Origin of the sequence: Desulfonatronum thiodismutans (assembly GCF_000717475.1) — a bacterium.
GTDB classification, from domain to species: Bacteria; Desulfobacterota; Desulfovibrionia; order Desulfovibrionales; family Desulfonatronaceae; genus Desulfonatronum; species Desulfonatronum thiodismutans.
Genome location: NZ_JPIK01000021.1, coordinates 26,726 through 51,402 on the forward strand (window position 1 = coordinate 26,726; position 24,677 = coordinate 51,402).

21 protein-coding genes are annotated in these 24,677 nt (G+C 58.9%); 10 read left to right on the plus strand and 11 right to left on the minus strand.

All coding sequences use genetic code 11. The features are described 5' to 3' along the window. The first annotated feature begins 10 nt into the window (after positions 1-10). From GY33_RS0115580 to GY33_RS0115590, 3 genes are all read left to right on the plus strand, one after another. Positions 11-871 carry a peptidylprolyl isomerase gene (locus tag GY33_RS0115580; RefSeq protein WP_031388221.1) on the plus strand — a complete coding sequence of 287 codons (861 nt, stop codon included), beginning with the start codon at positions 11-13 and terminating at the stop codon, positions 869-871. A gap of 335 nt (positions 872-1,206) precedes the next feature. Beyond that, on the plus strand, positions 1,207-1,776 hold the full coding sequence (locus GY33_RS0115585) for a hypothetical protein (protein ID WP_152555217.1): 570 nt from the start codon (positions 1,207-1,209) through the stop codon (positions 1,774-1,776). Between the two features lie 48 nt (positions 1,777-1,824). Beyond that, positions 1,825-2,220 (plus strand): TraR/DksA family transcriptional regulator, encoded by a 396-nt coding sequence (locus GY33_RS0115590; RefSeq protein WP_051822709.1) that lies wholly within the window; start codon positions 1,825-1,827, stop codon positions 2,218-2,220. Positions 2,221-2,482: 262 nt separating this feature from the next. Here GY33_RS0115590 and GY33_RS0115595 read toward each other — a convergent pair whose 3' ends face one another. The 11 genes from GY33_RS0115595 to GY33_RS0115650 all read right to left on the minus strand — a co-directional run bounded on the left by GY33_RS0115595 (position 2,483) and on the right by GY33_RS0115650 (position 14,420). Continuing rightward, on the minus strand, positions 2,483-2,938 hold the full coding sequence (locus tag GY33_RS0115595) for a DUF2442 domain-containing protein (RefSeq protein ID WP_031388224.1): 456 nt from the start codon (positions 2,936-2,938) through the stop codon (positions 2,483-2,485). Continuing rightward, on the minus strand, positions 2,926-3,153 hold the full coding sequence (locus tag GY33_RS0115600) for a DUF4160 domain-containing protein (protein ID WP_031388225.1): 228 nt from the start codon (positions 3,151-3,153) through the stop codon (positions 2,926-2,928). Before GY33_RS0115600 ends, GY33_RS0115595 begins: the two co-directional genes overlap by 13 nt. 278 nt (positions 3,154-3,431) lie before the next feature. After that, positions 3,432-4,376: an AAA family ATPase gene (locus GY33_RS0115610; protein ID WP_235185542.1), complete on the minus strand. Its 945-nt coding sequence runs from the start codon at positions 4,374-4,376 to the stop codon at positions 3,432-3,434. A gap of 13 nt (positions 4,377-4,389) precedes the next feature. Then, positions 4,390-6,111, minus strand: a complete 1,722-nt coding sequence (locus tag GY33_RS0115615) for an NAD+ synthase (protein ID WP_031388227.1) — start codon at positions 6,109-6,111, stop codon at positions 4,390-4,392. A 21-nt stretch (positions 6,112-6,132) separates the two neighbouring features. Then, complete coding sequence (gene ybeY, locus GY33_RS19380; protein ID WP_084185224.1) at positions 6,133-6,696, minus strand: rRNA maturation RNase YbeY; 564 nt, start codon at positions 6,694-6,696, stop codon at positions 6,133-6,135. Next, on the minus strand, positions 6,626-8,932 hold the full coding sequence (locus GY33_RS0115625; protein WP_161788491.1) for an HD family phosphohydrolase: 2,307 nt from the start codon (positions 8,930-8,932) through the stop codon (positions 6,626-6,628). The genes ybeY and GY33_RS0115625 overlap by 71 nt, the downstream gene beginning before the upstream one ends. Further along, positions 8,892-9,869, minus strand: a complete 978-nt coding sequence (locus tag GY33_RS0115630; protein WP_031388230.1) for a PhoH family protein — start codon at positions 9,867-9,869, stop codon at positions 8,892-8,894. The genes GY33_RS0115625 and GY33_RS0115630 overlap by 41 nt, the downstream gene beginning before the upstream one ends. 165 nt (positions 9,870-10,034) lie before the next feature. Further along, a complete protein-coding gene (gene moaA / locus GY33_RS0115635; RefSeq protein ID WP_235185543.1) occupies positions 10,035-11,045 on the minus strand; it encodes a GTP 3',8-cyclase MoaA in 1,011 nt (336 codons plus the stop codon). Positions 11,046-11,165: 120 nt separating this feature from the next. Beyond that, positions 11,166-12,767, minus strand: coding sequence for an NFACT RNA binding domain-containing protein (locus tag GY33_RS0115640; protein WP_031388232.1), 1,602 nt, complete (start codon positions 12,765-12,767; stop codon positions 11,166-11,168). Beyond that, on the minus strand, positions 12,768-13,130 hold the full coding sequence (dksA, locus tag GY33_RS0115645; protein WP_031388233.1) for an RNA polymerase-binding protein DksA: 363 nt from the start codon (positions 13,128-13,130) through the stop codon (positions 12,768-12,770). Between the two features lie 306 nt (positions 13,131-13,436). After that, positions 13,437-14,420: a Tim44 domain-containing protein gene (locus GY33_RS0115650; protein ID WP_051822712.1), complete on the minus strand. Its 984-nt coding sequence runs from the start codon at positions 14,418-14,420 to the stop codon at positions 13,437-13,439. Positions 14,421-14,679: 259 nt separating this feature from the next. Here GY33_RS0115650 and GY33_RS0115655 point away from each other — a divergent pair, with 259 nt between their 5' ends. From GY33_RS0115655 to GY33_RS0115690, 7 genes are all read left to right on the plus strand, one after another. Next, on the plus strand, positions 14,680-17,304 hold the full coding sequence (locus tag GY33_RS0115655; protein WP_031388235.1) for a PAS domain-containing sensor histidine kinase: 2,625 nt from the start codon (positions 14,680-14,682) through the stop codon (positions 17,302-17,304). 25 nt (positions 17,305-17,329) lie between these two features. Continuing rightward, a complete protein-coding gene (locus tag GY33_RS0115660) occupies positions 17,330-19,039 on the plus strand; it encodes an FAD-dependent oxidoreductase (RefSeq protein ID WP_031388236.1) in 1,710 nt (569 codons plus the stop codon). A 7-nt stretch (positions 19,040-19,046) separates the two neighbouring features. After that, a complete protein-coding gene (locus GY33_RS0115665) occupies positions 19,047-20,180 on the plus strand; it encodes a PDDEXK nuclease domain-containing protein (RefSeq protein WP_235185544.1) in 1,134 nt (377 codons plus the stop codon). A 159-nt stretch (positions 20,181-20,339) separates the two neighbouring features. After that, positions 20,340-20,756: a very short patch repair endonuclease gene (locus tag GY33_RS0115670; protein WP_031388238.1), complete on the plus strand. Its 417-nt coding sequence runs from the start codon at positions 20,340-20,342 to the stop codon at positions 20,754-20,756. Positions 20,757-20,758: 2 nt separating this feature from the next. Beyond that, the gene (locus GY33_RS0115675; protein ID WP_031388239.1) at positions 20,759-21,928 is read left to right on the plus strand and encodes a DNA cytosine methyltransferase; all 1,170 of its coding nucleotides are present in this window, start codon (positions 20,759-20,761) and stop codon (positions 21,926-21,928) included. A gap of 11 nt (positions 21,929-21,939) precedes the next feature. Continuing rightward, on the plus strand, positions 21,940-22,758 hold the full coding sequence (locus GY33_RS20005) for an Eco29kI family restriction endonuclease (protein ID WP_084185226.1): 819 nt from the start codon (positions 21,940-21,942) through the stop codon (positions 22,756-22,758). A gap of 629 nt (positions 22,759-23,387) precedes the next feature. Continuing rightward, positions 23,388-24,674 (plus strand): ATP-binding protein, encoded by a 1,287-nt coding sequence (locus tag GY33_RS0115690; RefSeq protein ID WP_031388242.1) that lies wholly within the window; start codon positions 23,388-23,390, stop codon positions 24,672-24,674. The last annotated feature ends 3 nt before the right edge of the window (positions 24,675-24,677 follow it).

Genomic DNA, 24,677 nt, shown 5'->3' on the forward strand with positions numbered 1-24,677 from the left:
CAGCACTTTTATGAAATTGCTTTTCATTTTTTTTATCTCCACCATGCTGGTCGGATGCCAGGAGGTGGAGGTTTCGCATTTGACGGGCGGTGGGGAGAAAGCGGGCGATACTGTTGTCTCGGAGCGGATGGATGACGCATTTCTGTTGGCTTACGCGCGACGGATGACCGAGGCCAAGGAACACGCCGGACGGGTCACGCCGGAATATGTTTTGGAGCATGTTCGGAACATGGAATCGCTGATTCGCGAGGCTCATGAACAGGGTTTCACGGAATTGGCGGAATTTCGGCAGGCCGTGCATCAGTTTCAGGCCGAACTGCTGCTGCGTACGTTGCAGCCGGATCTGGTCGCCGAAATTCCGAGAGAGAGCATTACGGACGAGGATGTCAGGGGCTTTTTCGAGGACAATATCGGCATGTACGCCTTGCCGGACATTTATGGGGCAACCGTGTTCCACACCCTGGATGAAGGCGAGGCCGGACTCCTGGGAGGCGCGGACGGTCGCGCGGCCCTGGACGCGGAGGCTGAAGCCCTGCCGGGCGTGGAAGTGCTGACCCTGGACCCGATGCCCTTGGAACGTTTTCCGGGCGAATGGGCGCAGACCATTCTCTCTCTGGAAATCGGGGAATGCGGCCCGGTGGTGATGCACGAGGATCGCTTCGCGGTACTGTGCCTGGAAGAGGCGCTTACGAACCGAACGCAGGATTTTGAGCAGCGCAAGGAATACATCCGCAACGATGTCCTCTACTCACGCTATCGCCAGGCTTGGCGCGAAGCCTATGAACATCTGCGCGAAAAGCACGGCGTCGAGATCGACCCGGAAGCGGCGGAGCTGTTCAGGGAAAGGTTGGAAGAGGGGAAAGAAGGATGAAAAGAGAGATCTGAGGGATGAGACCTGAGACCTGAGGGGGGAGGCGTTGTTCCGTTCGTCGTTCCTGGTTCATCGTTGTCAAAGCCGACCCACCCCTGGCCCCTCCCAAGAGGGGAACGGTCCGCGGTAGATCGAGGATTCAGGTCTTTGGCTCAACCTGCGCATGTTCTCCGATTCCCGACGAAGAATGAAGAACAACGAACAAAATAACGTTTCCCCGTTCCTCGTTCCTTGTTCTTGGTTATTTGGAATCACGGTTATCTGGCTGAGCGAAGAGCGCCCCATCAGGTTTCAGGTTTCAGCCCTCACCCTTATCTTTAGAACACGGAGGTCCCATGACTGACAATGCAAATGAAAATATCTTTAATTGGAGTGTTCGCGCCATGCTGGTTTTGGCTTTGCTGGCGGTGGTTTCGGTGGTCGTCGTCGGGCAGGCCTGGGGGCACAGCACCGAGGGCTTGGTGCGGGTGATGTTGGACAAGGCAAAGCCGACGTACGACGACTTTGCCTTTTTCATTGAACCTTACGTGAATCAGGAGAAGTACAAGGGCGTTCATGAGCCGTACAGGGGACGGTTCTACGCCATGGACGACGTGATGGAGCTGCGCCTTATGGGCCGGGAAGCCGAGGCCACCTTTGAGGTCCTGGACATGCGCGGCAATGAGCGGTTTTTGGACACAATGCGCTTCGTGCGCGGTGATGACGGCTTCTGGCGGTTCATGGACGCGGAGGGCGGCCCTCGGGAGGTGTTCACCTATATTCCGGAATGGGAACACATCCTGAAGACCAAGGTTCAGCCCGCGGGCATTGTCGGCCTGCCGGTGATGCTGGCGCTGTTGATCTGGTTGCGTCTGCGTCGGAAGAAAGGGGCGAGGAAGCCTGCCGAGCCGATTGAACCGGCGTAGGATGGAATCTAGTGGCGTCACTCCAATACCTCATAAGGAGATATGAACATGACCCATGAACAATTGGCTTCGTTCCGTCTCAGCCTGGAAGATCTCCTGGCTGAAACCACGGCCAACGTGGATCGGATCAACCATTCCATCCGGGATGTCGTTCCATCCTGCGCGGATGATAATGATCGGGCCACTTTGGAGGCCGAAAGGCGCATGCTGCTCCTGCAGGCGGATCGGGAACGCCGCCTGAAACGCGAGATCCTCTTGGCTTTTCACCGCATGGATCTCGGAGACTACGGCTTCTGCGAATCCTGCGGCGAGGCCATCGACATGCGTCGCCTTGATGTTCATCCCGCGGCCAGGATGTGCGTGCAATGCATGCGGGAAATCGAACGGGGCATGGAAATGGACTGGGCTCGGGCAGGGGCGGGGTACGGCCGAGTATGGGGGTGAAGGGGAAGGGAGAGGGCGGAGGGATGAAACCTGAGGGCTGAGGGGGAGACGTTGTCTCGTTCGTTGTTCCTGGTTCTTCGTTAAAATGCCACCCCCCCCTGCCCCCTCCCAGGAGGGGAATGGAATGGGGTGGTGCGGGGAGTGGGTGGAAATGGTGACAAGTCGATTCGGAGTCTACGCGATGAATGCGGTGCAGTTCCCCTCCTGGGAGGGGCCATGGGTGGGTTGTCTTCTTCAGGTTTCAGCCCTCGGGTCTCATCCCTCAGCTTTCATCCCTCTTTTCGGCTTCCCAGCCTTTGCAGGCCAGGACGATGGTGCGGGGGACCTGACGGGAGCCGGTGCCGTAGGCGCTGATGGTCCGTGGAGTCAGGCCGAGGGCGTTGGCGGCGTCCTTCAGGGAGAGGCCGTGCCTGGCTCTCCAGGCGAGAAAGGAGCGGGTATTTTCGTCCATCGCCGACTGCTCCAAGGCATCGAGCCAGAGCGTGTCCGCCCCGATCTGGATGTCCTGATCGGGCCAGGTCACGGTCCAGCCCTCTCCGGGAATGATTCTGGCTTTGGCAAATGCTTCGGGGTCACGCAGAGGGGCGAGGCCAGGTTTGGAAAAGACGGATTCGCGTTTGTCGACAACAAACGTTTGATCGTTGATGAATGTAATTTTCAGCTTGTATCCAGACAGGGCCTGGACATCACGTAATCGCGGTCGTTTCATGGGTGCCATTTCTTCCACTCCTGAATCAGTTCATTCCGGTTGGCGGCGATCCAGTCCAAAACATCCTCCCGCAGGCCTTTCGGCATGGATCCGTGGCAGGTGAGTGTATCCAGGTCGATGAGTACGTCGATACTGCCGCCGACAAGGTGGACGTGCATCGGCGGATGGTCATCCTCGCGGACTTCCAACCGGTATTTGTTGCGAAATCGACGTTTCGTCGTCATTTTTTCAATTGTATAGAAAAAAAATCTATATGACAATAGTGAAAAGGCAACCCACCCCTGGCCCCTCCCAGGAGGGGAATGAAGCAAAGGCCGGCACGATCAATTCTTCAGGTTTTCGCCCTATCACTTCATGTTGCAGCCCTCAGAGCCTGCCCCAGCGAAGGTCGGGGGCAATTCTTATCGCTCCATCCCTTCTTTCCATTCCAGCATTTCTCTTCAGCCCTCAGGCTTTAGGTCTCATCCCTCAGCCCCATGTTTCCTCCTTAGCCCCATTTCCATCACGGATGGGGCAGCGGGGTTTTGAGGAGGGTGGCGGCGGGATTCGTGGCGGTTTCTTCCGAGGCTTGGTCGGTGGAGTCGGAGGCGGTGAGGAAGGAGGATTGCAGGCGGTGGTTGGTGACCGCGGGGAGGACGGCCTGGACGTGTTCGGGCAGGACCATGGTTTGGCCTTCCAGGAAGGCCCAGGCCTGGGCTCCGTGGAGCAGGGCTCGTCCTGCCCGAGGGGAGAGGCCGGTCTGGAAGGTCGCCGATCGGCGTGAAGTCAGGAGCAGGGCCTGGACATAGTCCAGAAGGGCGTCGGAGACATGGATTTCCTGGGCGGCTTGTTGCAATTCCACCAGCCGTTCCGGCCTGAGCATGGCCGGGGCTGCACGCAAGGCATCGCGGGGATCGTCGATGCGCAGGAGTTTACGCTCCGTGGCCGCGTCCGGATAGCCCAGGCTGATGCGCATAAGGAAGCGGTCCAATTGGGACTCGGGCAAGGGATAGGTGCCGATCTGGTGCAGGGGGTTTTGGGTGGCGATGACGAAAAACGGACGGGGCAAGGCCCTGGTCCGGCCGTCCATGGTCACCTGGCCTTCCTCCATGGCTTCCAGGAGGGCGCTTTGGGTCTTGGGCGTGGCCCGGTTGATCTCGTCGGCCAGGATGACCTGGGAAAAGACCGGGCCGGGGTGGAAGCTGAAGGTCTGTTCCTTGCGGTCGTAGACCGAGACGCCGAGGATGTCCGCGGGTAGGAGGTCGCTGGTGAACTGGATGCGCTGCATGTCCAGCCCCAGGACCCGGGCCATGGCCTCTGCCAGCGTGGTCTTGCCCACCCCGGGAATGTCCTCGATCAGCAAATGCCCCTTGGCCAGCAGACAGGCCAGGGCCAGCCGGACTTCATGTTCCTTGCCCAGCAGGTGGCGGCTGATGCCCTGAGCTACGGGCAGTAGTTCCTGATGCAATCGTTCTCCTCGTCTAAATCGGCCAGCGGGCCGCGATGGGCATGCGCCAGCCGGAGCCGAAGGCCACATCGGTGATTTTCAGGCCGGGCGCGGCCTGGCGGCGTTTGAACTCCGCGTTTTTGATCAGCCCGACCACCCGGCGGACGTCCTCCGGGGCGAAGCCTTCGCGGATGATTTCCTCACTGGAGCGGTGCAACTGGACCACGCGCTCCAGGATGGCGTCCAGGACGTCGTATTCCGGCAGGCTGTCCTGGTCGGTCTGGTTCGGGCGCAGTTCGGCCGTGGGGGGGCGGGTCAGGATGCGTTCCGGGATCACGGGCCCGCGGCGGGCGTTCAGCCAATGGGACGTGGCGTAGACCAGGGTCTTGGGCACGTCGGCGATGACCGCCAGGCCTCCGGCCATGTCCCCGTACATGGTGCAGTAGCCCACGGCCAGTTCGGACTTGTTCCCCGTGGTCAGCAGCATGGCCCGGTATTTGTTGGACAGGGCCATCAGCAGGTTGCCCCGGATCCGGGCCTGGATGTTCTCCTCGGTCACGTCTTTCTCGTACCCGGCGAAGGCCTGGCTCAGGGCCGTGTCAAAGCCCCGCATCAGGTCCATGATGGGCAGGGTGAGGTGCTTGACGCCGAGGTTGGCGGCCAGGCTTACGGCGTCGTCGATGCTGGCCCGGCTGGTGTAGGGCGAGGGCAAAAGCACGGCCAGGACGTTCTCCGGTCCCAGGGCCTCGGCGGCGATGGCCGCGGTCAGGGCCGAGTCGATCCCGCCGGACAGACCCAGCAGGGCCTTGCTGAAGCCGATTTTATGGAGGTAGTCCCGAACACCCAGGACCAGGGCGTTCCAGATTTCCTCTTCCCGTGAGCCGTCGCCGGTTGGCGCTGCCATGGCGGCGGGCGCTATCGATCCCAGGTTCGGGCCAACGGTAACCGCGAGACGGTCGGCTCGCCGAGGCGCGGAGCCGACAGTGCCCATTTCAATGCCCACCACGACCAGGTCTTCTGTAAAGGCCGCGGCCGTGGCGGTTTGCCCGCCTTTGGCGTCGAAGGCGCAACTCCGTCCGTCGAAAATCAGGTCGTCGTTGCCGCCCACCTGATTGACGTAGACCAGAGGCAGGCGGTGTTTTGCGGCCATCTCCGCCAGCATGCGCAGCCGGAAGCCGTGTTTCTCCAGATGGAACGGAGACGCGGAAAGGTTGACGATGCAGTGGACGCGTTGCTCGGCCAGCAGTTGCACCGGATCTACCCGGTAGCGCCGGGACGTCCAGAAGTCCTTGTCGTTCCAGATGTCCTCGCAGATGGTCACCCCGATCCGTCGACCGTCCAGCTCAAACCAGCCCGGGGCGTCGAAGGGTTCGAAATAGCGGTCCTCGTCAAAAACGTCGTACGTGGGCAGGAGGGTCTTGTGAAAAACGCCCTGGATTTCGCCGTCCCGCAACAGGGCCGCGCAGTTCCAGAGCGGGCGGCCCTGTCCGGAGGCGTTGGGCTCGGCCAGCCCCACCAGTACCGGCGGAGCATCGGCCAGGTCCCGACCCAGGGCGCGCAGCACGGTCCAGCTGGTTTCGATGAAGCCCTTGTTCAGCAGCAGATCCCGGGGCGGGTAGCCCAGCAGGGACAGTTCCGAGGTGACGCACAGGGCCGCGTTTTGCCGGGCCGCGGCCCGGACAGCGTCGGCGATCTTACGGGCGTTTCCGTCCAGGTCGCCGACGGTGGAGTTGTTTTGAAGCAGGGCGATGCGCATGGGGGTGGTGGGTTCAGAGGTTCACGGTTCACGGTTGTCAGGCGTGGGCTCGCGCAAGTGCTCCACCACCTGTTCGGTCAGGTCGTCCATGATCTCGCCGTGATCGAAGTCGGCCAGATGGAGCAGGGCGTGGGTCAGCAGGCGGATGAAATGATCTCGTGGGTCCTGGCCGTAAAGAAAAGCCTCTCGGATTACCGCATCCGCGCTGATGACGATGGAGCCGTTGACCGCGTTCGGATTGGGCGCGAAGTCGGAGGCTGATTCCGTTGGAAAGCTGAGCACGTTGGTCGGGCCCGCTCCGCCCAGGTGCCTTTGGTGCAGGTCCGTGATCCCTCTGTCCGAAGTGATCCGCAGCTCCAACCGCGGTTGGCCGAAAGCGTCGGAAAAAACTTCGGAAGGGTCCCCGGAAAGCCCAGCGACGTCCAGTATCCGGGTTAAGATATCCCGGAGTTCCGCGCGGTTCAACGGGAGGACCGGATGGCGCAGGGTCTCGGCGTCCCTTGCCAGGCTGAATTCAGTGGGCCGGGACAGGGCGGGGCGGGAGAGTTTTCGTCGGTTCGGACTTGGACGGCTTTGATGCGGCATGGATTTCGGGTTTGGGATAGTCGATGCGTTGGTGGAATATTCCGGTCAGGATGCGTTGAAAGGTTTCGCTGAGGATGTTCAGGTCCTTCAGGCTGAGGTCCGATTCGTCCAACTGGCCTTCGTTGAACACGGTGCGCACCTGGTTCTGGATATGGTTGCGCACCCGGCTGGGCGTGGGATCGACCAGGGTTCGACTGGAAGCCTCGATGGCGTCGGCCAGGAGAATGATCCCGGCTTCCTTGCTCTGCGGTTTGGGGCCCGGATACCGGAAGTCGTCTTCCCGGACGCATTCCGTTCCCTTTTCTTCACACATTTTGAGCGCTTTCTGGTAAAAATAGACGATCAGGCGCGTTCCGTGGTGCTGTTGAATCAGGTCCGTGATTTCCGGACCCAGCTTGTGTTCCGTGGCCAGTTCCGCGCCTTTCTTTACGTGAGCGATCAGGATCAGGGCGCTCATGGACGGGGCCAGTTTGTCGTGCCGGTTTTCGCATCCGAACTGGTTCTCAATGAAGTAGTGCGGATTTTTGATCTTGCCGATATCGTGGTACAGGGCCGCGACCTTGGCAAGCAACGGATTGGCGCCCACTGCCTTTGCTCCGGCCTCGGCCATGTTGGCCACGATCAGACAGTGGTGGTAGGTTCCCGGGGCGTTGACCATCAGGGACTGGAGCAAGGGCTGTTCCAGGCTCATCATTTCCAGCAGTTTGAACCGCGAGGTGTAGCCGAACAGATACTCCACAACAGGACTGAAGGCCAGGAGCAGCAGGATGGAGAGTAGGGCCCCGGCGGCGCTGAACACCGCTCCGGCGGCGAGCCAGGAGAAGCTTTGGAAATCCAGAAGATTCAGGGCGGCCCAGGTTCCCAGGAGCAGACCAAGCAGGGGCAGACCTGCGCGCAGGATGTCCGCCCTGGTTTGTGCGTCACGCAGGAGCAGCGCGCAGCCCACAGCGCTCATGAGATAAAACAGGAACACATCGAATCCGGCCTGAAGCATCTGGGCGCAGAGAAAGGCCAGCAGGGCTCCGGAGAATACGCAGGTCAGCAAGGGAAAGAACAGAGCCAGCACTCCCGCGGCCCCGGCCACGGGCAGGCTGTAGACGAAGATGTCCGGGGTCATGGTCAACAGCTCCCGGCTCAGGGGAAAACGGTACAGGGCCACGAACTTGGCCATGGCCGCGAAGGTGAGCACCACGGTAGCCAGTAGCAAGGCGTCCTTCGTGGTCAGCTGTCTGGCGGGCTTGCCCGTGGCGTTGAAAATGCCCAGACTGAAGATCAGGGAAATGATCAGCACGCCGCTGAAGCGGTCCCAGTCGTACCCTCCGTCCTGGCCGGCGAAAAAAGCCTGCATTTTTTGCTGCTGCTCCGCGGTTACCCGCTCGGCCTTGCGGACGATGATCTCGCCCTTTTTGATCTGATAGAAGACGGGGTCTACGGCCAGTACCGCGCTGGTCAACCTAGCCTGGGTCGTTTCCTGGTTCAGGGTCAGATTGGGGCGCAGCAGAGGGGCCAGCAGTTCTTCCACGGCGCGGCGCGCGGTCACCGGCAGGTTCAGGTTGACCCTCAGGTGCAGGTCCAGGGCGCGCATCACGCCGTCCAGGTCCGGAAAGTCCGCCGGGCTGAGATGGAGTTGTTCGTTGTCCGTGGTCAGGTCCCGGACGATCATCCCTGAGGTGATGTCCGAAGCGAACCGGCGGTCGGCCAGAACGCCTTTCTGATAGATTTCCTCCAGCCAGGGCACGACTTCCAAAACCACGATGTTCTGGAAGGACTGCCTGTTCCATTCGGTCCACATCCCGGCCGGAATACGGATGTTCAGCTCCTCGGCCACCAGGTTCTGGACCTGGGGCGTGGTTTCCGGGGTGGCCGAGGCGATCACGTCCAGCAGGCTGACAATTCGGCGGGCCATCTGGGCAAAAGGCATCTGGGCCAGGTCGAAGATCGGCGGCTGGCTTTGGGCCACCATGTCCCGGCGCGCGAGAGTGGATTCCTGGTCCTCGATAAGCAGGTCCCGGGGGGCGGTGACGTCATGGCCCGCGATCTCTCCTTCGACGAAAATCCTTGCTCCAGGCTCGAAGCTCAGGCCGGAGAGGACGGCCACCAGCACCATGCCGCCCATGAACACCAGCAGGCCGCTGAATCGGCTGTCCGGCGGCGCTCCTCCCGGTTTGGAAGATGAAAGCGCGGAGGGTTTGGAGCTAGGCTTTTTTGGGGGCGTCTTGGCGTGTGAATCGGTCATAGGCATGGACGATCCGGCCCACCAGCGGGTGCCTGATCACGTCTTCCTCATGAAAATGGATGAATTCGAGCCCCGCGACCCCGGACAGCACTTTTTCGGCCTGGACCAGTCCGGACCTGGCGTGCACGGGCAGGTCGATTTGGGTGACGTCTCCGGTGACCACGGCCTTGGAGCCGAAGCCCAGCCTGGTCAGGAACATCTTCATCTGTTCCTGGGTCGTATTTTGGGCCTCGTCCAGAATGATGAACGCGTCATTGAGCGTGCGTCCGCGCATGAAGGCCAGGGGAGCGATTTCGATCACTCCGGTCTCCACCATCTCCTGAACCTTGTGAAATTCCTGCATGTCGTGCAGGGCGTCGTACAACGGGCGCAGATAGGGGTTGACCTTTTCCACCAGGTCGCCGGGCAGAAAACCCAGTTTTTCTCCGGCCTCAACGGCCGGCCTGGTCAGCACTAGCCGCTTGACTTCCTTTTTGGTCAGGGCCGCTACGGCCATGGCTACGGCCAGGTAGGTCTTGCCCGTGCCCGCCGGGCCGATGCCGAAAACCAGGTCGTTGCCGCGGAGGGCCTGCAGGTAGCGGCGCTGGTTGACGGTCCGGGGCGTGATGGTCCGCTTGGGGGACACGGCGTAGACCACGTCCTTGAACACGGTCTTGATGTCGGCCTGGGGGTCGCGGCACAGGATGCGCCAGGCATGGTCCACGTCCTGGGCCTGGATGGACGTATTGGCCCGTTGCAGGCCGTGAAGCTGCACGAGGCAGTTGGCGGCCTGGTCCACCGCCTGTTGGTCCTCACCGCGCAGCACGGCCACGGACCCCCGACTGTCCGCCGTGATGCCGCTCAACTCCGCGAGTTGGCGCAAATGGGCGTTGTGCGGGCCGAACAGTTTTTGGGCCTCGGCAGCGCTTTGAAATTCCAAGGTGCGTTCAACGGTCATCTTTTTGGGCTTATCAGTCCGTTGAAAAACTCCCAATTGCTGCGTCGCCGCAAAAAGTTCAAACTCTCACGTATGAATAAATACGCTTCGACCTTGAACTTTTTTTGCTCCTTGCACTTGGGGTTTTTGAACGGACTGCCGGATAAGGACTTTTTTAACACTCAGTTATCCCCCGATAGCGGACATGATCTTCCGGCACACGGAACGCTCCCGGCCCTGGGCGGCCAGGAGTTCGTGGCCCATGGGCTTGTTTTTGCCGGCCCGGATGATCACCTGGCGCAGGTGTTCCCGTCCCAGCTTGGGCGAGCGAAGGATGGGGCGCAGACGATACTCCTTGTCTGAAAAAAGACAGGTGCGCAACCGTCCGTCAGGGGTGATCCGCAGGCGGTTACACTGCCCGCAGAAATGGGAACTCAAGGGAGAAATCACGCCGATGCGCCCCTTGCCGTCGGCCAGGGAGAACATTCGGGCCGGGCCCTTGCGCTTGTCCCGATCGGCTACGGGCACGAGAGAGGTGATGGCGCCAGCCTCGCGCAAAATTTCCGAGGCCGTCCAGAGCTGGTCCGGGGTCCAGACGGTTTGCTCGCCCATGGGCATGAACTCGATGAATCGTAAATCCAGGGGCAGGCGTTCCGCCAGTCGGACGAAGTCCGGCAACTCGTCGTCGTTGACTCCCTTCAGGGCCACGACGTTGATCTTGACCCTCAGCCCGTGCTCCAGGCACTGATCAATGGCCCCGCGAACCTGAAGAAAAAAGTCCCGTCCGGTGATACGCTGGAATTTCTCGCGATTTAGCGTGTCCAGGGAGATGTTCAGTCCTTGAACCCCGATTTCCTTGAGCGCCGGGATCTTGCCGGACAACAGCGTGGCGTTGGTGGTCAGGCGCATGTCCAGGTGCGGATGACGCTGGAGGATCTGTTCCAGAAAGTGCAGAAAATTCTTGCGGATGAAGGGTTCGCCACCAGTCAGACGGACTTTGGAAATGTTCAGTTCCGAGGCCACGGCGATCAATTCCAAACTCTCCTCGTAACTGAGCATCTGGTCGTGGGGCAGCATTTTCAGGTCCGTGCAGGACGATCTGCAGTACAGGCAGCGCAGGTTGCAGCGATCCGTGATGCTCAGTCGCAGGTAGTTGATGCTTCGGCCATGCTGGTCGGTCATGGTTCCGGAAAGCATGGGGTCGAGACCTGTGAGGAGGCTCGGGTCGGGGGGCTTGGGAAGCGTCATGGTGGGCGTTTGGGAAGGCAGCGTTTGGAAAAAGAGTAAAGGGAAATATAAGGCTGTTTGACTCTCTGTCTATGCCGTGATTCGAAGCTTGGTTTCCAAATCCGGCTCCAAGGGCACGCTCAGGGTGCGCAGAACCTGGTCCACGACGGCCATACCCGGCGTTCCCTTGACCGGGCGCACGTATTTGACCTGGGCGCAGATGATCGTGGCTCGGGCTGCCCCGGAAAAGTGGCTGGCCAATCCGGCCAGGCCGGCGGCTTCCTCCATGGTTCGCTCCGGGACGTCCCGTCCCGGCGAGTCCCGCTTCAGGATCAGGTGCGCTCCGGGACCGTCCGCCGCGTGAAACCAGTAGTCGAAAGGGCTGGCCGCCTTGGTCAGAAGGTGGTGATTGGCCTTTTGGTTCTTGCCGCGCAAGAGGACAAAGCCGTCGCTACTCAAAAAGCGATGCAGGGGCAAGGTACCTTTGTCGTTGGGGCGATTTCGGGCTTTTTGGACCGGCGGACGATGATTCGAAGACGCCGTGGTTCGCGTTCCCATTGTTTCGACCCAATTCGTATCCGGATTCGAGTGGATCTGGTCGCGTCGTCTTTGCACATGCGCCAAGCCGCGCCGCCCCTTGTCGGCCAACTGAAACCAGCGTTGCATGTTCTCAAGAATGGTCAGACGTTTGTTTAAAGTCAGCTCAACGGTTTCGCCCTTCGGATCGTTCAGCGTCAGCCGGTCGATCTTGGAGCGGGGCGCGAGCTGTTTCGCCGGAAGTTGGTAGAGATGGCAGCGGATTAACTCGGCTTGGTCCGCGAGACGAACGTACTCGCGCAGCCGGTGTTCATCCGCGTCCAGATTGCGGCGCAGTCGCGCGATGCGCTTGATCTCTCGGGGGTCGGGGGCGGCTGTGCCGTTTGAGGCTTGATCCGGAAAGAAGATGGTCTGGGCCAGAAGGTTCGTGGCTTGGAAGGCCGATGCACAGGGGTGTTCATCGCGCCCCTGGCGCAGGGACGGCGGAAGAGGCCACGGAAGTGCCCACGGTCGGATCGTGCTCGAGGACTTGCCGCCTCCAGGAGCGCGGTAAAGAAAGTATGTCTCAGGCGCGATGCCGGATTGAAGCGCTTGAAGCAGGGAGCGCCCTTGATCTTCGGGTAAGGTCTGGATGGTGCGGCGTAAGAGGGGGGAGACGTGGGGGTGGCTTTGCCAGATTTGGTCGTTGTCGCGGATTTGTTCCCAGGTCGGCCAGGAGATGGCTTCCGAGTCGTTCAAATCCGTTGCCGAGGTTGTTGATGCGTCGATATCGCGAGGCTCCGGCTGGTCAGCCATGAATACGCCTTTTTGCGCGTCCAGGACGAGCCATGTGTGCGGATCATGACGTCCCAAGCCTAAGGAGAGACGGCGAAGAGTCCAGTCCGCTTTGCAGCACAGAATACGCAAGCCCTGAACATGCTTGCGCAAACGCATCACCTGGGCCGTTGGGGCAGGCGGGTTTTCCGGGGCATGGGGAGAGAGGGTCAGGGCGACGTCCGCCGGGTGGTGGGCGAAGAGCAGAAAGCGGGGATGGTCTCCAGGCTGGAGCCGAAAGGACCACCAACCGGGGTGCGGGGAATAGATCCGCTCCAGGCGTCTGCCCAGCAGCATGGGACCGATTTCACCCACCAAGCCGCGAAAGAGGAGCGCTTCCATTTAATCGCCGCGTAACTGCTCCTCTTCTTCCCGTGCGCTTTTGCACTTGATGCACAAGGTGGTCACCGGCCGGGCTTTAAGCCGTTCGATGCTGATATCGTCGCCGCAGTCCTCGCAGATGCCGTAAGAGCCGTTTTGAATCCGGCCCAGAGCTTCCTGGATTTTTGGAATCAGCTTCCGTTCCCGGTCTCGCAGGCGCAGCATGAAGGAACGGTCGGTTTCCATGGTCGCCCTGTCAGCGGGATCGGCATGGACTTCGCGGTTGTCGGTCATGTCGTCCAGGGTGTCGGAACCGCGCTGGTTGATGTCCCGGATATTATCCTTGAGCATTTTTTCAAAAAATTCCAAGTCTTTCTGTTCCATGGTCCCTCCGTGGTGATGAAAGCCGATTGCGAGGCATGCTGGGCGGATAGGTACTGATGCGGTGTCGAGACAGCCAAGGACGAAACAAAGGTTTGTTTCGAACGAAAGGTGTCTGCAAGTTCGCTGTCGCCCGCCGCCGCTCTTGGCGAAAACAAGTATTATACGAATGACTACTTACAATGGCAATATGCAACCATACGTCGTAGGCATTCGCGTGGTGAGATGTAGAAAATGAGCAGCCTCTGCTCCGGCAGGGGAGTATGGGGCTGCTCCTGGAAACGGTAAAAAGACTCAGGAAAAACGTCGTCACTCGACCTGCTGAATGCCCTCCAGCAGCCAGACGCCTTTTCCGTCGGAAGGTCTGCTGAAATGCCAGATTTCCTGGATTTGCGACGGTTGGGGGGAACCGGAGTCTTCCCGAAGCAGGACGTCGAACAGCACGCTGCAAACGGTGTTATCGCCTTCTTCCCGGACCTCAAGCAAGGAGGCGTCCACCTGAAGCAGTTCGGTCTGACCCAGCATCGGCGCGGAGGCCTGTTGACGCTTGATTTCCGCGAAGACTTCCCGGGTCGTGAAGTTGCGAATGTCGTCAATGTCGCGGTTGTTCCAGGACTGCTGCAAGCGGGCATAGGCCGTCCTGGCGCCGGTGAGAAATTCGTCCACGTCAAAGCCTTCGGGAACGGTGACTCCGGAGGACGGCGCTCCGGACGGTTCGGCGTTCAGGGTGTCCCAGGCGCTTTTTTCTCCAGACGAGCTGGAAGCAGAAGGGGGCGAACTCCGGTGCAGGACCAGTTCCGGACGGTCTCCCGCTCCGCCGTGGGGCGGTCCTTGGGCCGCTATCGGACCGGCGGGCTGGGCGGCCAGGCGGCGGGAGCGGACAAAGCGGTAGATCAGAAAGAGGATCAGGCCGATGACCAGGATGTCGATGAAGTTGATCCCGGAAAAGGCGCCCAGGCCTCCGAACAGCAAGGAGCCGATCAACCCGCCCAAAAGCATGCCCCCCAACATCCCGCCAAGCATGCCGCCCATTCCGGGCCGCGCCGGGGCCTGCTGGGCGGACCGCTGCCCCTGCTGCTGGCTTTGTTGACCGGTTTGCTGCTGCGTTTGTTGCTGTTGGGTCTGGCGTTGCGTGGGTTGCGCGGGTTGTTGCGCCGGACGCTGATAGCTGGGCCGGGAACCAAAGGAGCGACCTCCGCCCATGCGTTGAGCCTCCGCGATTTCAGTCAGAATAAATCCGCCGATAGCGAACAGACAGACCAGGGAACCAAGAAAAACCGTAAATCGTGACACGTCGTACCTCCCGAAAAATTTTCGGAACCTTAATGCACGGGGTGGTGGTGTCAAGTTTGGCGGTCAGAGGATGAATCCTCGACGGAAGAACGGAGGCCTGGAAACGCTTTGCCGGGACCGGGAGGCCATATTGCGGCAAATTGGTTGAAGGTGGGAGTATTCCACGTTAATGAATGTGGATGGCAGCGGATTTTCAGGAAGGTGAAAGGGCGACTCGGCGAGGGGCGATTTCGAAAGCGGCGTGAAAAAAGGTGTACCCATGGCGAAGATGACCGAAAACGAAATCAGTGCGTTGCGCAGGTTGGCCGAGGAGCGCCTGGCTGAATCGGGACGATCCTTTGAGGAATTTTCTCCGGATCAGATCAAGGCGCTCGTACATGATTATCACGTGCATCAGATCGAGTTGGAGCTGCAAAACGAAGAACTTCGAGACGCCCAGGTGCGGTTGCGCGTCGCCAGGGACCGGTACGCCAAGCTCTTCAATGAAGCTCCCGCCGGATACCTGATCATCACTAGGCGCGGAGTGATCAAGGAGGCCAACGCGACGTTCGCGGCCATGGTCGGGCTTTCTCCGGACCAGCTTTCCGGCAAGGCGTTGTCGGATTATTTGCTTCCAGAAGATCGCCCGTCGTTTTATGGCCGATTCAAGGCCTTTTTCAAAATGCCTGAAGGCAAACAACTGGATTTTTCTCTGACCGGAAAAGACAGGCCGATCAAGGTCAGGTGTATTGGGAGAATGGAGCATGATCCCGGCGATCAGGCTGACGCTGAAGATATCGAAAGCCTGATGCTCGTGATTACCGACGTAACCGAGCAGACCAAGCTCGAAGAGCAATTACGGGCAAAAGAGACATTCCTGAATAGTCTTTTCGAAACCATTCCCATGCCTGTTTTCTACAAGGACAGGCATGGGCGCTACCAGGGATTCAACAAGGCTTTCGAAGATTTTTTCGGCAAAAGCAAGGACGAACTTGTCGGCAAGACCGTCTTTGATGTCAGTCCGCCGGAACTGGCGCGGCTGTACCATGCCAAGGACGCCGAACTGTTCGAGAAGTTGGGTGTCCAGGTCTACGAGGCCAAGGTCACGGATGCACGGGGTGGGTCGCATGACGTGGTCTTTCACAAGGCCGCGCTGGTTGATGCGTGGGGGTGTGTGACCGGCCTGGTAGGGACCGTCCAGGACATCACTGAGCGAAAGCTCATGGAGAAGTATCGCGGACTTTCCGTCGACGTGCTGGCCATCTTGAATGAAACGACGGAATTTTCCGAGTCCATCCGGCGCGTCCTTCAGGCCGTCAAACAGGCCTCCGGCTGCGATGCGGTGGGGATTCGACTGAAAGAGCATGACGACTACCCTTATTACGAGCAGGCAGGGTTTTCCGAGGATTTTCTGCTTATGGAAAATTCTTTGATTGCCCTCGATGCGCAGGGCGACATTTGCCGCGATCCCGATGGAACGATCAAACTGGAATGTACTTGCGGTCTGGTCATTTCCGGAAAGGCCGATCACCGTGAGAATTCCATGTTCACTCCCGGTGGCAGTTGCTGGACCAACGACTCCTTTCCGATTCTCGATCTCCCAGCCGCTGATGATCCGCGGCTGCACCCGCGCAACCGTTGCATTCATGACGGTTATGCCTCCGTGGCCTTGATTCCCATCCGGAAAAGCCAGGAAATCGTCGGCCTGTTGCAACTCAACCACCGCGCCCCGGGCAAGTTCAATTCGGACCTGATCGCCATTTTGGAAGGGATTGCCAGCCATATCGGGGAAGCGCTGTTTCGCAAGAAAATCGAGAAGGATCTGCAGGAGAGCGAGGAGCGTTACCGCCTTCTCTCCGACCTGACGATGGAAGGAGTGGTGTTGCATAAAGACGGTATTGTGAGGGATGTGAACGTCGCTCTGGCTAAGGGGTTGGGCTATGGGCGGGAGGAACTGCTTGGAAGAAACCTTCTGGAACTGGTTATTCACCAAGACGACAGGGAGATTGTCCTCGGTAACATTGTCAAGGATTACGCGGCCCCATATGTCGCCAAGTGCGTCAGGAAGAACGGAGAGGTCATTTTTGCGGAAATCGAGGCCCGGAATTTTGAAGTGCAGGGCGAGCTGTTGCGCGTGGCCGCGGTGCGGGACATCACCGAAAGAAAAAAGGCCGAGGACGCCCTGCTTGAATCCCGCGAACAATTGCAACAGGCCCTTTCGGAGAAGGACAGATTCTTCTCGATCATTGCCCACGACCTCAAATCCCCCATGTCCGGCCTGCTCTCGCTGTCACGGATGTTCGCCGAGGACGCCGAAAACTGGACACTTAAGGAATTGCGGGAAGTATCCGGGAACTTACATAAAAGCGCCGAAAGAGTGTTTGATTTGCTGGAAAATCTGCTGGAATGGGCGCGGATGCAGCAAGGGCTGATCGAGTATGCGCCGAAGGAATGCCGATTGGCGGATATAGTCGATGCCAACATCCACTTTTTGACGTCCATGGCGGAACAAAAAGACATCGCCTTGTCGAGCCATGTTTCCAGGGACTTGACCGCGCTGCTGGACCCGTCAATGATCAGCACCGTGCTGCGGAACCTTTTGAGCAATGCGATCAAGTTCACGAAAAGAAAGGGAAAGGTGGAAGTCCGAGTCGGGCGGCAAGGATCGCGGATCGAGGTTGGCGTGCATGACGACGGCATCGGCATGGACCAGAAAATGCTGTCCAAGCTTTTTTTGCTGGACCAGAGAACGGCCCGCCCCGGTACCGAAGGCGAGAGCAGCACGGGATTGGGGTTGATGCTCTGCAAGGACTTTATTGAAAAGCACGGCGGGGAAATCCGGGTGGAGAGCTCGTCGGGGCAGGGAACGAGCGTGTTTTTCACCTTGCCGACTGACCGGCAATAACCTTTGTCATGAAAGGACTAAAACCATGAATGTTGTGATCATCGGCGGAGTGGCGTTGGGCCCCAAGGCGGCGTGTCGGTTGAAACGGCTGATGCCGGAGGCTCGGGTGACCATCATCGACCAGGGGGCCAGGGTTTCCTACGGCGGGTGCGGCATCCCGTACTATGTTTCCGGGGACGTCAGCGACGTCAAGGAATTGCAGGCCACCAGCTTTCACATGATCCGCGACCCGAAGTTCTTTCACGAGGCCAAGGGGGTGGACGTCCTGACCCGGAAGCGGGCCGAGCGCATCGATCGCGGGGCCAAGGTCGTCCATGCCCGGGATCTGGAGTCCGGCGAGAGCTTGGCGTTTGCCTACGACAAGCTGGTCCTGGCCACGGGCAGCCGTCCGCGCAGGCCGGATCTGCCCGGGGTGGATCTGGACGGGGTTTTCGCCGTGTCCAACCTGGAGGAAGCCGAGGGCATCCGCTCCCGGGTGGAGGCGGGCAAGGTGGGCAAGGCCGTGGTGGTCGGGGCCGGGTTCATCGGCCTGGAAATCGCCGAAGCTCTTTCGGACATGTGGGGCGTGGAAACCACGGTGGTGGAAATCGCGGAGCAGATCCTGCCCGGCTTTGTCAGCCGGGAGCTGGCGGGGATGGCCCAGAACCATATGCAGGAGCAGGGGGTGAGCTTCCGGTTGTCGGCCACGGTGCGGGGTTTTGCCGGAGACAAGGGCGTGGAGCGGGTGCTGCTGGACGGAGAAGAACTGGAAGCGGATCTGGTGATCCTGTCCGTGGGGGTGATTCCCAACTCCGAACTGGCCCGGGACGCCGGGCTGGAGGTCTCGCCCCGGGGCGGCGTCATCGTGGATACCCATCTGCGGACCTCGGATCCGGACATTTACGCCGGAGGCAACTGCGTCCAGGTGACCAATCTGATCACGGGCCAACCCGGATATTACCCCTTGGGCTCCCTGGCCAACCGTCAGGGCCGGGTGATCGGCACCAATCTGGCCGGCGGCGACGCCGAGTTTCCCGGGGCCGTGGGAAGCTTCGCGGTCAAGCTGTTCGAAATTTCCGTGGCCGGGGCCGGGTTGTGTCCGGAGGCGTCTCGGCGGGCCGGGTTGGACGCCGTCCACTCCCATGTCGTTCAGTCGGACCGGGCTCACTTTTTCCCGGAAAACGAGTTGATGCACCTGGAAATGGTCGTGGAAAAGAGCGGCCCTCAAAAGGGCCGGGTCCTGGGCGTACAGGGGCTGTGCGCCAAGGGGGACGGTCTGGTGGGCCGGGTCGGGGCCGTGGCCGCGGTTCTGGGCGACCATCCCCATGTTTCCGTGATCGGCAATCTGGAATATCCCTACTCGCCGCCCTTTTCCTCGGCCATGGACATCGTCAACGCCGCGGCCAACGCGGCGGAAAACATCCTGGAAGGGCGCTGCGCCTCCATGACCGTCTCCGAGTTCGCCCGGCTCTGGGCCGACCCCCTTCGCAACTTCCAGGTCCTGGATTGCCGCGGACCCGCCAATGCCCAACCGTTCCTGGAAAAGCACCCCGACGTCTGGATGAACATCCCCCAGGACGAATTGCGGGTCAGGCTGGATGAAGTACCCCGGGACAAGCCGCTGGTCCTGGTCTGCAACGCCGGAGGCCGCTCCTACGAAGCCCAGATCACCCTGAAAGAGGCCGGTATCGAGGGCTCCCTGAATCTGCAAGGGGGCGTGGCGGCGATACGGAAAAGCGGGATGGATGAGGTGTAGGAGTCCGGTGAAACATCTGAGCGAGAAATCCAACCAACTACCCGCTGACTATCTCAGTCTGTTGGCCGACATCAAGCAGCGTGTGCGGTACGCCCAGACCAGCGCCATGCTGGCGGTCAACGCTGAGTTGATCCGCCTCTATTGGGAAATCGGCGCGCTGATTGATGCCCGCCAAAGGAAGGAAGGCTGGGGCGCTGGCGTTATTCCCAGGCTTGCTCGCGACCTGCATAACGAGTTACCCGAAGAAAAGGGTTTTTCTGAGCGCAACATCAAACGAATGCTGGCTTTCTACCGGGAATATCCTCACCTGGAATTTGTGCCGCGACCTGTGGCACAAACGGCTTCTCCCCCAAAAGTGCCACAGCCTGTGGCACAAGTGAACGATGCGGGGGGGAGGCTTGCCTCGCTTTTCCCAGCGGAACTCATCCTCGCTCTTCCTTGGGGTCACCACGCTGAATTGATGGCCAAGGTCAAGAAACCAGCCACGCGGCAGTGGTACATGCAAGCCGCTATAGAAAATGGCTGGAGTCGCAATATTCTGGTGATGCAGATTGAAACTTCAGCCCATGCGAGGTTGGGGCGTACGACAAGCAATTTTGCGCGGCGATTACCTCCTCCGGATTCCGATCTCGTACGACAGGCGCTGAAAGATCCCTACATATTTGACTTTCTTACGCTTGAAGCCGGCTTTCACGAACGAGAGCTGGAAACTGGCCTCATTGCTCATTTGGAAAAATTTTTGCTGGAATTGGGCCAAGGATTTGCTTTTGTCGGTCGGCAATACCACCTCGACATTGGAGATCAGGATTTTTACATTGATCTGCTGTTTTACCATCTCAAGCTGCGCCGTTATGTGGTCATCGACCTCAAACGCGGTGATTTCAAGCCCGAATATGCCGGCAAGATGAATTTTTATTGCAGCGTCGTTGATGACAAGCTCCGCCATCCTGACGACAAGCCCACTATCGGCCTGATTCTTTGCCAGCAACCCAATCGCGTTTTGGCTGAATACACCTTGCGGGGCATAGACAAACCCATCGGCGTTTCTGGTTTTGAGCTGACCCGTGCCTTGCCGGAATCCTTGAGGACCAGTCTGCCGAGCATTGAGCAGATTGAAAACGAGTTGCGGGACATCCCGTGATAGGTATGCACCAATTCTTCGAGAAACAGCCGAAGATTTCTCATGGCTCGTCAGGAAGGATCACGGGAGGCGAGGCGAGAATTGTCTGACAAGCTGATTAACCAGCCTTTGTCTGGCATCTCTCCGGAAACAAGGGGAAAAAGTCATGAGTGCGGGCGCATGTCCAGGCATGATCCATTGACTCCGGCGCAGCGCAGCGAACGGATGTCCCGGATTCGCAACGCGGACACGAAGCCGGAAATGGCCGTCCGGCGTTTGATTCACGGCATGGGCTACCGGTATCGGCTTCATGCCCGTGATTTGCCGGGCCATCCCGACCTTGTCTTCCGGTCACGGATGAAGGTAATCCTTGTTCACGGGTGCTTTTGGCATCAGCATGGCTGTCGTCAATATCAACAACCACGATCGAAGCTTTCGTTTTGGGAGGCGAAACTTGCCCGAAACAAGGCTCGGGACGCCGAAGTGCTCAAGGCGCTTGAGGAACTTGGCTGGCGTGCTCTGGTGATCTGGGAATGTCAGATTAAGGAAAAGGCCTTGTTGCGAAGTCGAGTCAAATCTTTTTTGGAAGAGAGTTGATTATGTGTCGTTCGTCAGTGGAACTTTTCACGGGGGCCGGAGGTATGGCGCTTGGTCTGGAGCAAAGCGGATGGCGTCACAAGGCGTTGATTGAGCGAAACGAGCACGCCTGTTCCACTCTTCATTTGAACGAATCGCTCGGCCATCCGCTGGCCAAGGAGTGGCGGCTCTACAACGACGACGCGCGCATGATCCGCTACTCCGAATTGTTCAGCGATATTGAAATGGTGGCCGGCGGCCCCCCATGTCAGCCGTTTTCCCTCGGAGGAAAACACCGCGCGTACCAGGACAACCGCGACATGTTCCCCGAGGCCGTTCGGGCCGTGCGTGAACTTCGTCCCAAATGCTTCGTCTTTGAGAACGTCAAAGGACTGTTGCGACGGAATTTCGCGAGTTACTTCAACTACATCATCCTGCAATTGACCTATCCCTCGCTGGTCAAGGATCCAACGGAGGAATGGAACTCGCACCTGTCACGCCTTGAGCGCCACCATACGGGATGCGTGGAAAGCGACCTTTCCTACCGGGTCATCCATCGATTGCTCGACGCCGCTGATTACGGCGTTCCCCAACATCGTCACCGCGTCTTCATCGTTGGGTTCAGGGCTGATCTTCGAAAGCAATGGTCATTTCCCGAACCTACCCATTCATTTGATAGACTGCTTTGGGAACAATGGGTTTCGGGTTCGTATTGGGACGAACACCGAGTTTCCAAGAAAGGTAGGCCCGCCGAACCGGAGCGGTTCGCGTCGCGTATCGAACGAATCAGGGTGGACTACAGGCTCCTTCCTCCCCCCGGCAAAAGGTGCGGAACCGTGCGCGACGCGCTTGTCGGCCTTCCGGATCCCACAAGCAAGACTGGGACGGTGGCCAACCATGAGTACCGAGGCGGAGCCCGACCTTATCCAGGACACACGGGGAGCATCCTGGACGCGCCTTCCAAAGCGTTGAAGGCGGGTGATCACGGGGTGCCTGGAGGCGAGAACATGATCGCGTTTCCCGATGGAACCTACCGGTACTACACCGTCCGAGAAAGTGCGCGAATTCAAACTTTTCCTGACGACTACGTGTTCAGCGGGTCGTGGACGGAGGCCATGAGGCAGATCGGCAACGCCGTACCCGTGCGACTGGCCGCCGTCGTGGGCGACAGTATTTTGCGACAATTGGATTGAAGAGGGTGGACATGTCATCATTAAGTGATCTGTTGCGTCGAATCCAGGACTTGAAAAATTCGATCCATGTCTTCGAAATGGGAGAGACGTCCGGAAAAAACGCACGAACGGTCAAGAACATCGTGGACGAGTCCGGGATGTTGATCAAGGAGTTGACGTCATTCCGGGAAAAGATATCCCCGATCCGTTTCGGAAGAATCGGCATTACGCTTGGGCGGTCCGACGGCATCGCCAAGTTTTTCGCGTTCAGCTTCACGAGTCAGGAGAAGCGCCCCCTGGATACCTTGGCGGGCTCTCCTTTTTTCGGCTCCGGGGTCTACGCCATCTACTACCATGGAAAAGCGGAACTGGCGTATCTCCCAATTTCATGCACCGAGACGCCGATTTACGTGGGGAAGGCCGATCCCAGGAATCCTCAAGCCGAAACCACGGAGGAACAAGGGAACGTTCTCCATGCCCGAATTCGGGACCACGCCAACAGCATGATCAAGGTGAACCTGCCCTTGAAGGATTTCTTTTTTCGAGCGTCCCCCATCCAAACCGGCATGCAGTCAGCGGTGGAGGACTTCATGATTCGTCTGTTTCGTCCCATCTGGAACAAGGAAGTCAAAATTTGTTACGGCATCGGAAAGCATGGAGACAGCGCCAAAACTCGCGCCAACAAGCGTTCACCTTGGGACACCATGCATCCTGGCCGGAAATGGGCCGAAGCCACGACGGCGGACCAAATGCAACGTCATGAAATTGAGGCCAAAATTGCCGAGCATTTCAAGGCCCACCCTATCGTTCGGGATAAAGAGCACTTGTTCAAGCTGCTTGCTCTTGAGTAATCGCCCTTTTGATGATGTGTAAAGAGCGTGGGCGGATAACCCTTTGTCCGTCTTGATCCAACCATCTCATCCCTGCCGAATCGCTGACGATGCATGGCCGGAGGCCGGATTTGTGTAAGAGGTGCCTGCACGACTGTCTTGGCACTGGCCCCACTATGTCTGTATCGCTGACAACCAGCTTGAGTTCTCACTGAAACTCTTAAGGAGCAAACAGCATGGGCCAACCCCAACCCATATCCCCATTAACAGCCGGGACTATCTCGCCTGGGAGGTGGAGCAGGCGGGCAAGCATGAATATTATTACGGCGAAGTCTTTGCCATGAAAAATAAACCTGGCACCATTCTCACTGGCACCATTCTCACTATGAACGGGGATCTTTCCGCAAAGACAAAGATAACCTGAAGGCATGATCGTTGATGGGGGCGGCAGCTTTCCGAGCAGCCAGCCGCCAAATTTCCGCTGCCGCCCAATGTGCTGAACCGCGGAACATTCTCTCCGCGCCGCATTTATCCGAATGATTCAGGGCCCAGAGCAAACCCGGCGAGCGTGTCAACGCCATGTGACCACTTATGTCCTTGACAGAAAGTATGCAATCTTTCATTTTTGTCCTTCCAGAAAAGGATGAAACGTGAAACAGCTTTTCAAGAAAATCATCACGGACTTTCAGGAGTCGAAAATCAAGCCGACTGTTCCCCGGGACATGAAAATCCCCCTGGAGTCCGGAAAGGTCGTTTCCCTGGTCGGGGTCAGGCGCAGCGGCAAGACTTCACTCCTGTACCAGATTATTGAGTCCTTGCGGGAACAGGTTGATCCAACCAGCATCGTGTACGTGAATTTCGAGGACGACCGGCTTTTTCCGCTGGAACTGCCGCATCTGGACGCCCTCGTGGAAGCTTATTACGAGATTTATCCATACAATAGGGACCACAAGGTCTGGCTTTTCCTGGATGAGATCCAGAATGTCCGGAATTGGGAACTTTTTGTGCGCCGCATTTACGATACCATGAACCTGGAAATCTTCATCACGGGCTCATCCTCCAAGCTGCTGGGCGCTGACCTTTCCACTGCTTTGCGGGGCCGGACCATCACCTACGAGGTCTTTCCCTTCTCGTTCAAGGAGTATCTGCGCGCCCGAGGCATTGAGATCACCCCGCATTCGTCCAGATCATCAAGCTTTGCGGCCAATGCCTTTGAGGACTACATCCTCCACGGGGGCTTTGCCGAGACCATTGCCGCCACGTCGGACGTCAGGACGCGGACCCTGTCGGACTACGCGGACCTGATCATCTACAAGGACATTGTGGAGCGCCACGGCATCAAGAACCTCGCCCTGATGAAGCACCTCGTCAAATACTGCTTGACGAACATGGCCACCAGCGCCAGCATGAACAGGCTTTTCAATGATTTTAAATCCCAGGGCTTCAAGGTCGGCAAGGACACGCTGTTCGAGTATTTTTCCTACCTGAGTGACGCGTATGCCGTGTTCAGCGTGCCGGTATTCAGGAATTCCGTGCGGGAAGAGCAGCGCAACCCGAAAAAAATCTATGCCGTGGACAACGGGTTCAAGTCCATCTTTGATGCCTCTCTGTCCCCGGATTACGGGAGGCTCTACGAGAATGCGACGTTTCTGCACCTGCGTCGCCATACCAGGGAGGTGTACTACTTTCTTCAGCAGCAGGAAGTGGATTTTTATTGCCGGATCCAGGGCCGTCGGGTCATTGCCAATGTCTGCCTCGACCTGCACGCCCCGGATACGCGCAAAAGAGAGCTGAACGGCCTTGCCGAAGCCCTGGCATACTTCGACTCCGACCAGGGATGGTTGTTGACCAGGAGCCACGAAGAAACCGTGATCCATGACGGCAGAACCATCACCATCCTTCCCTTGTGGAAATGGCTGGTGGAGGGTGAGGTTTGAAGA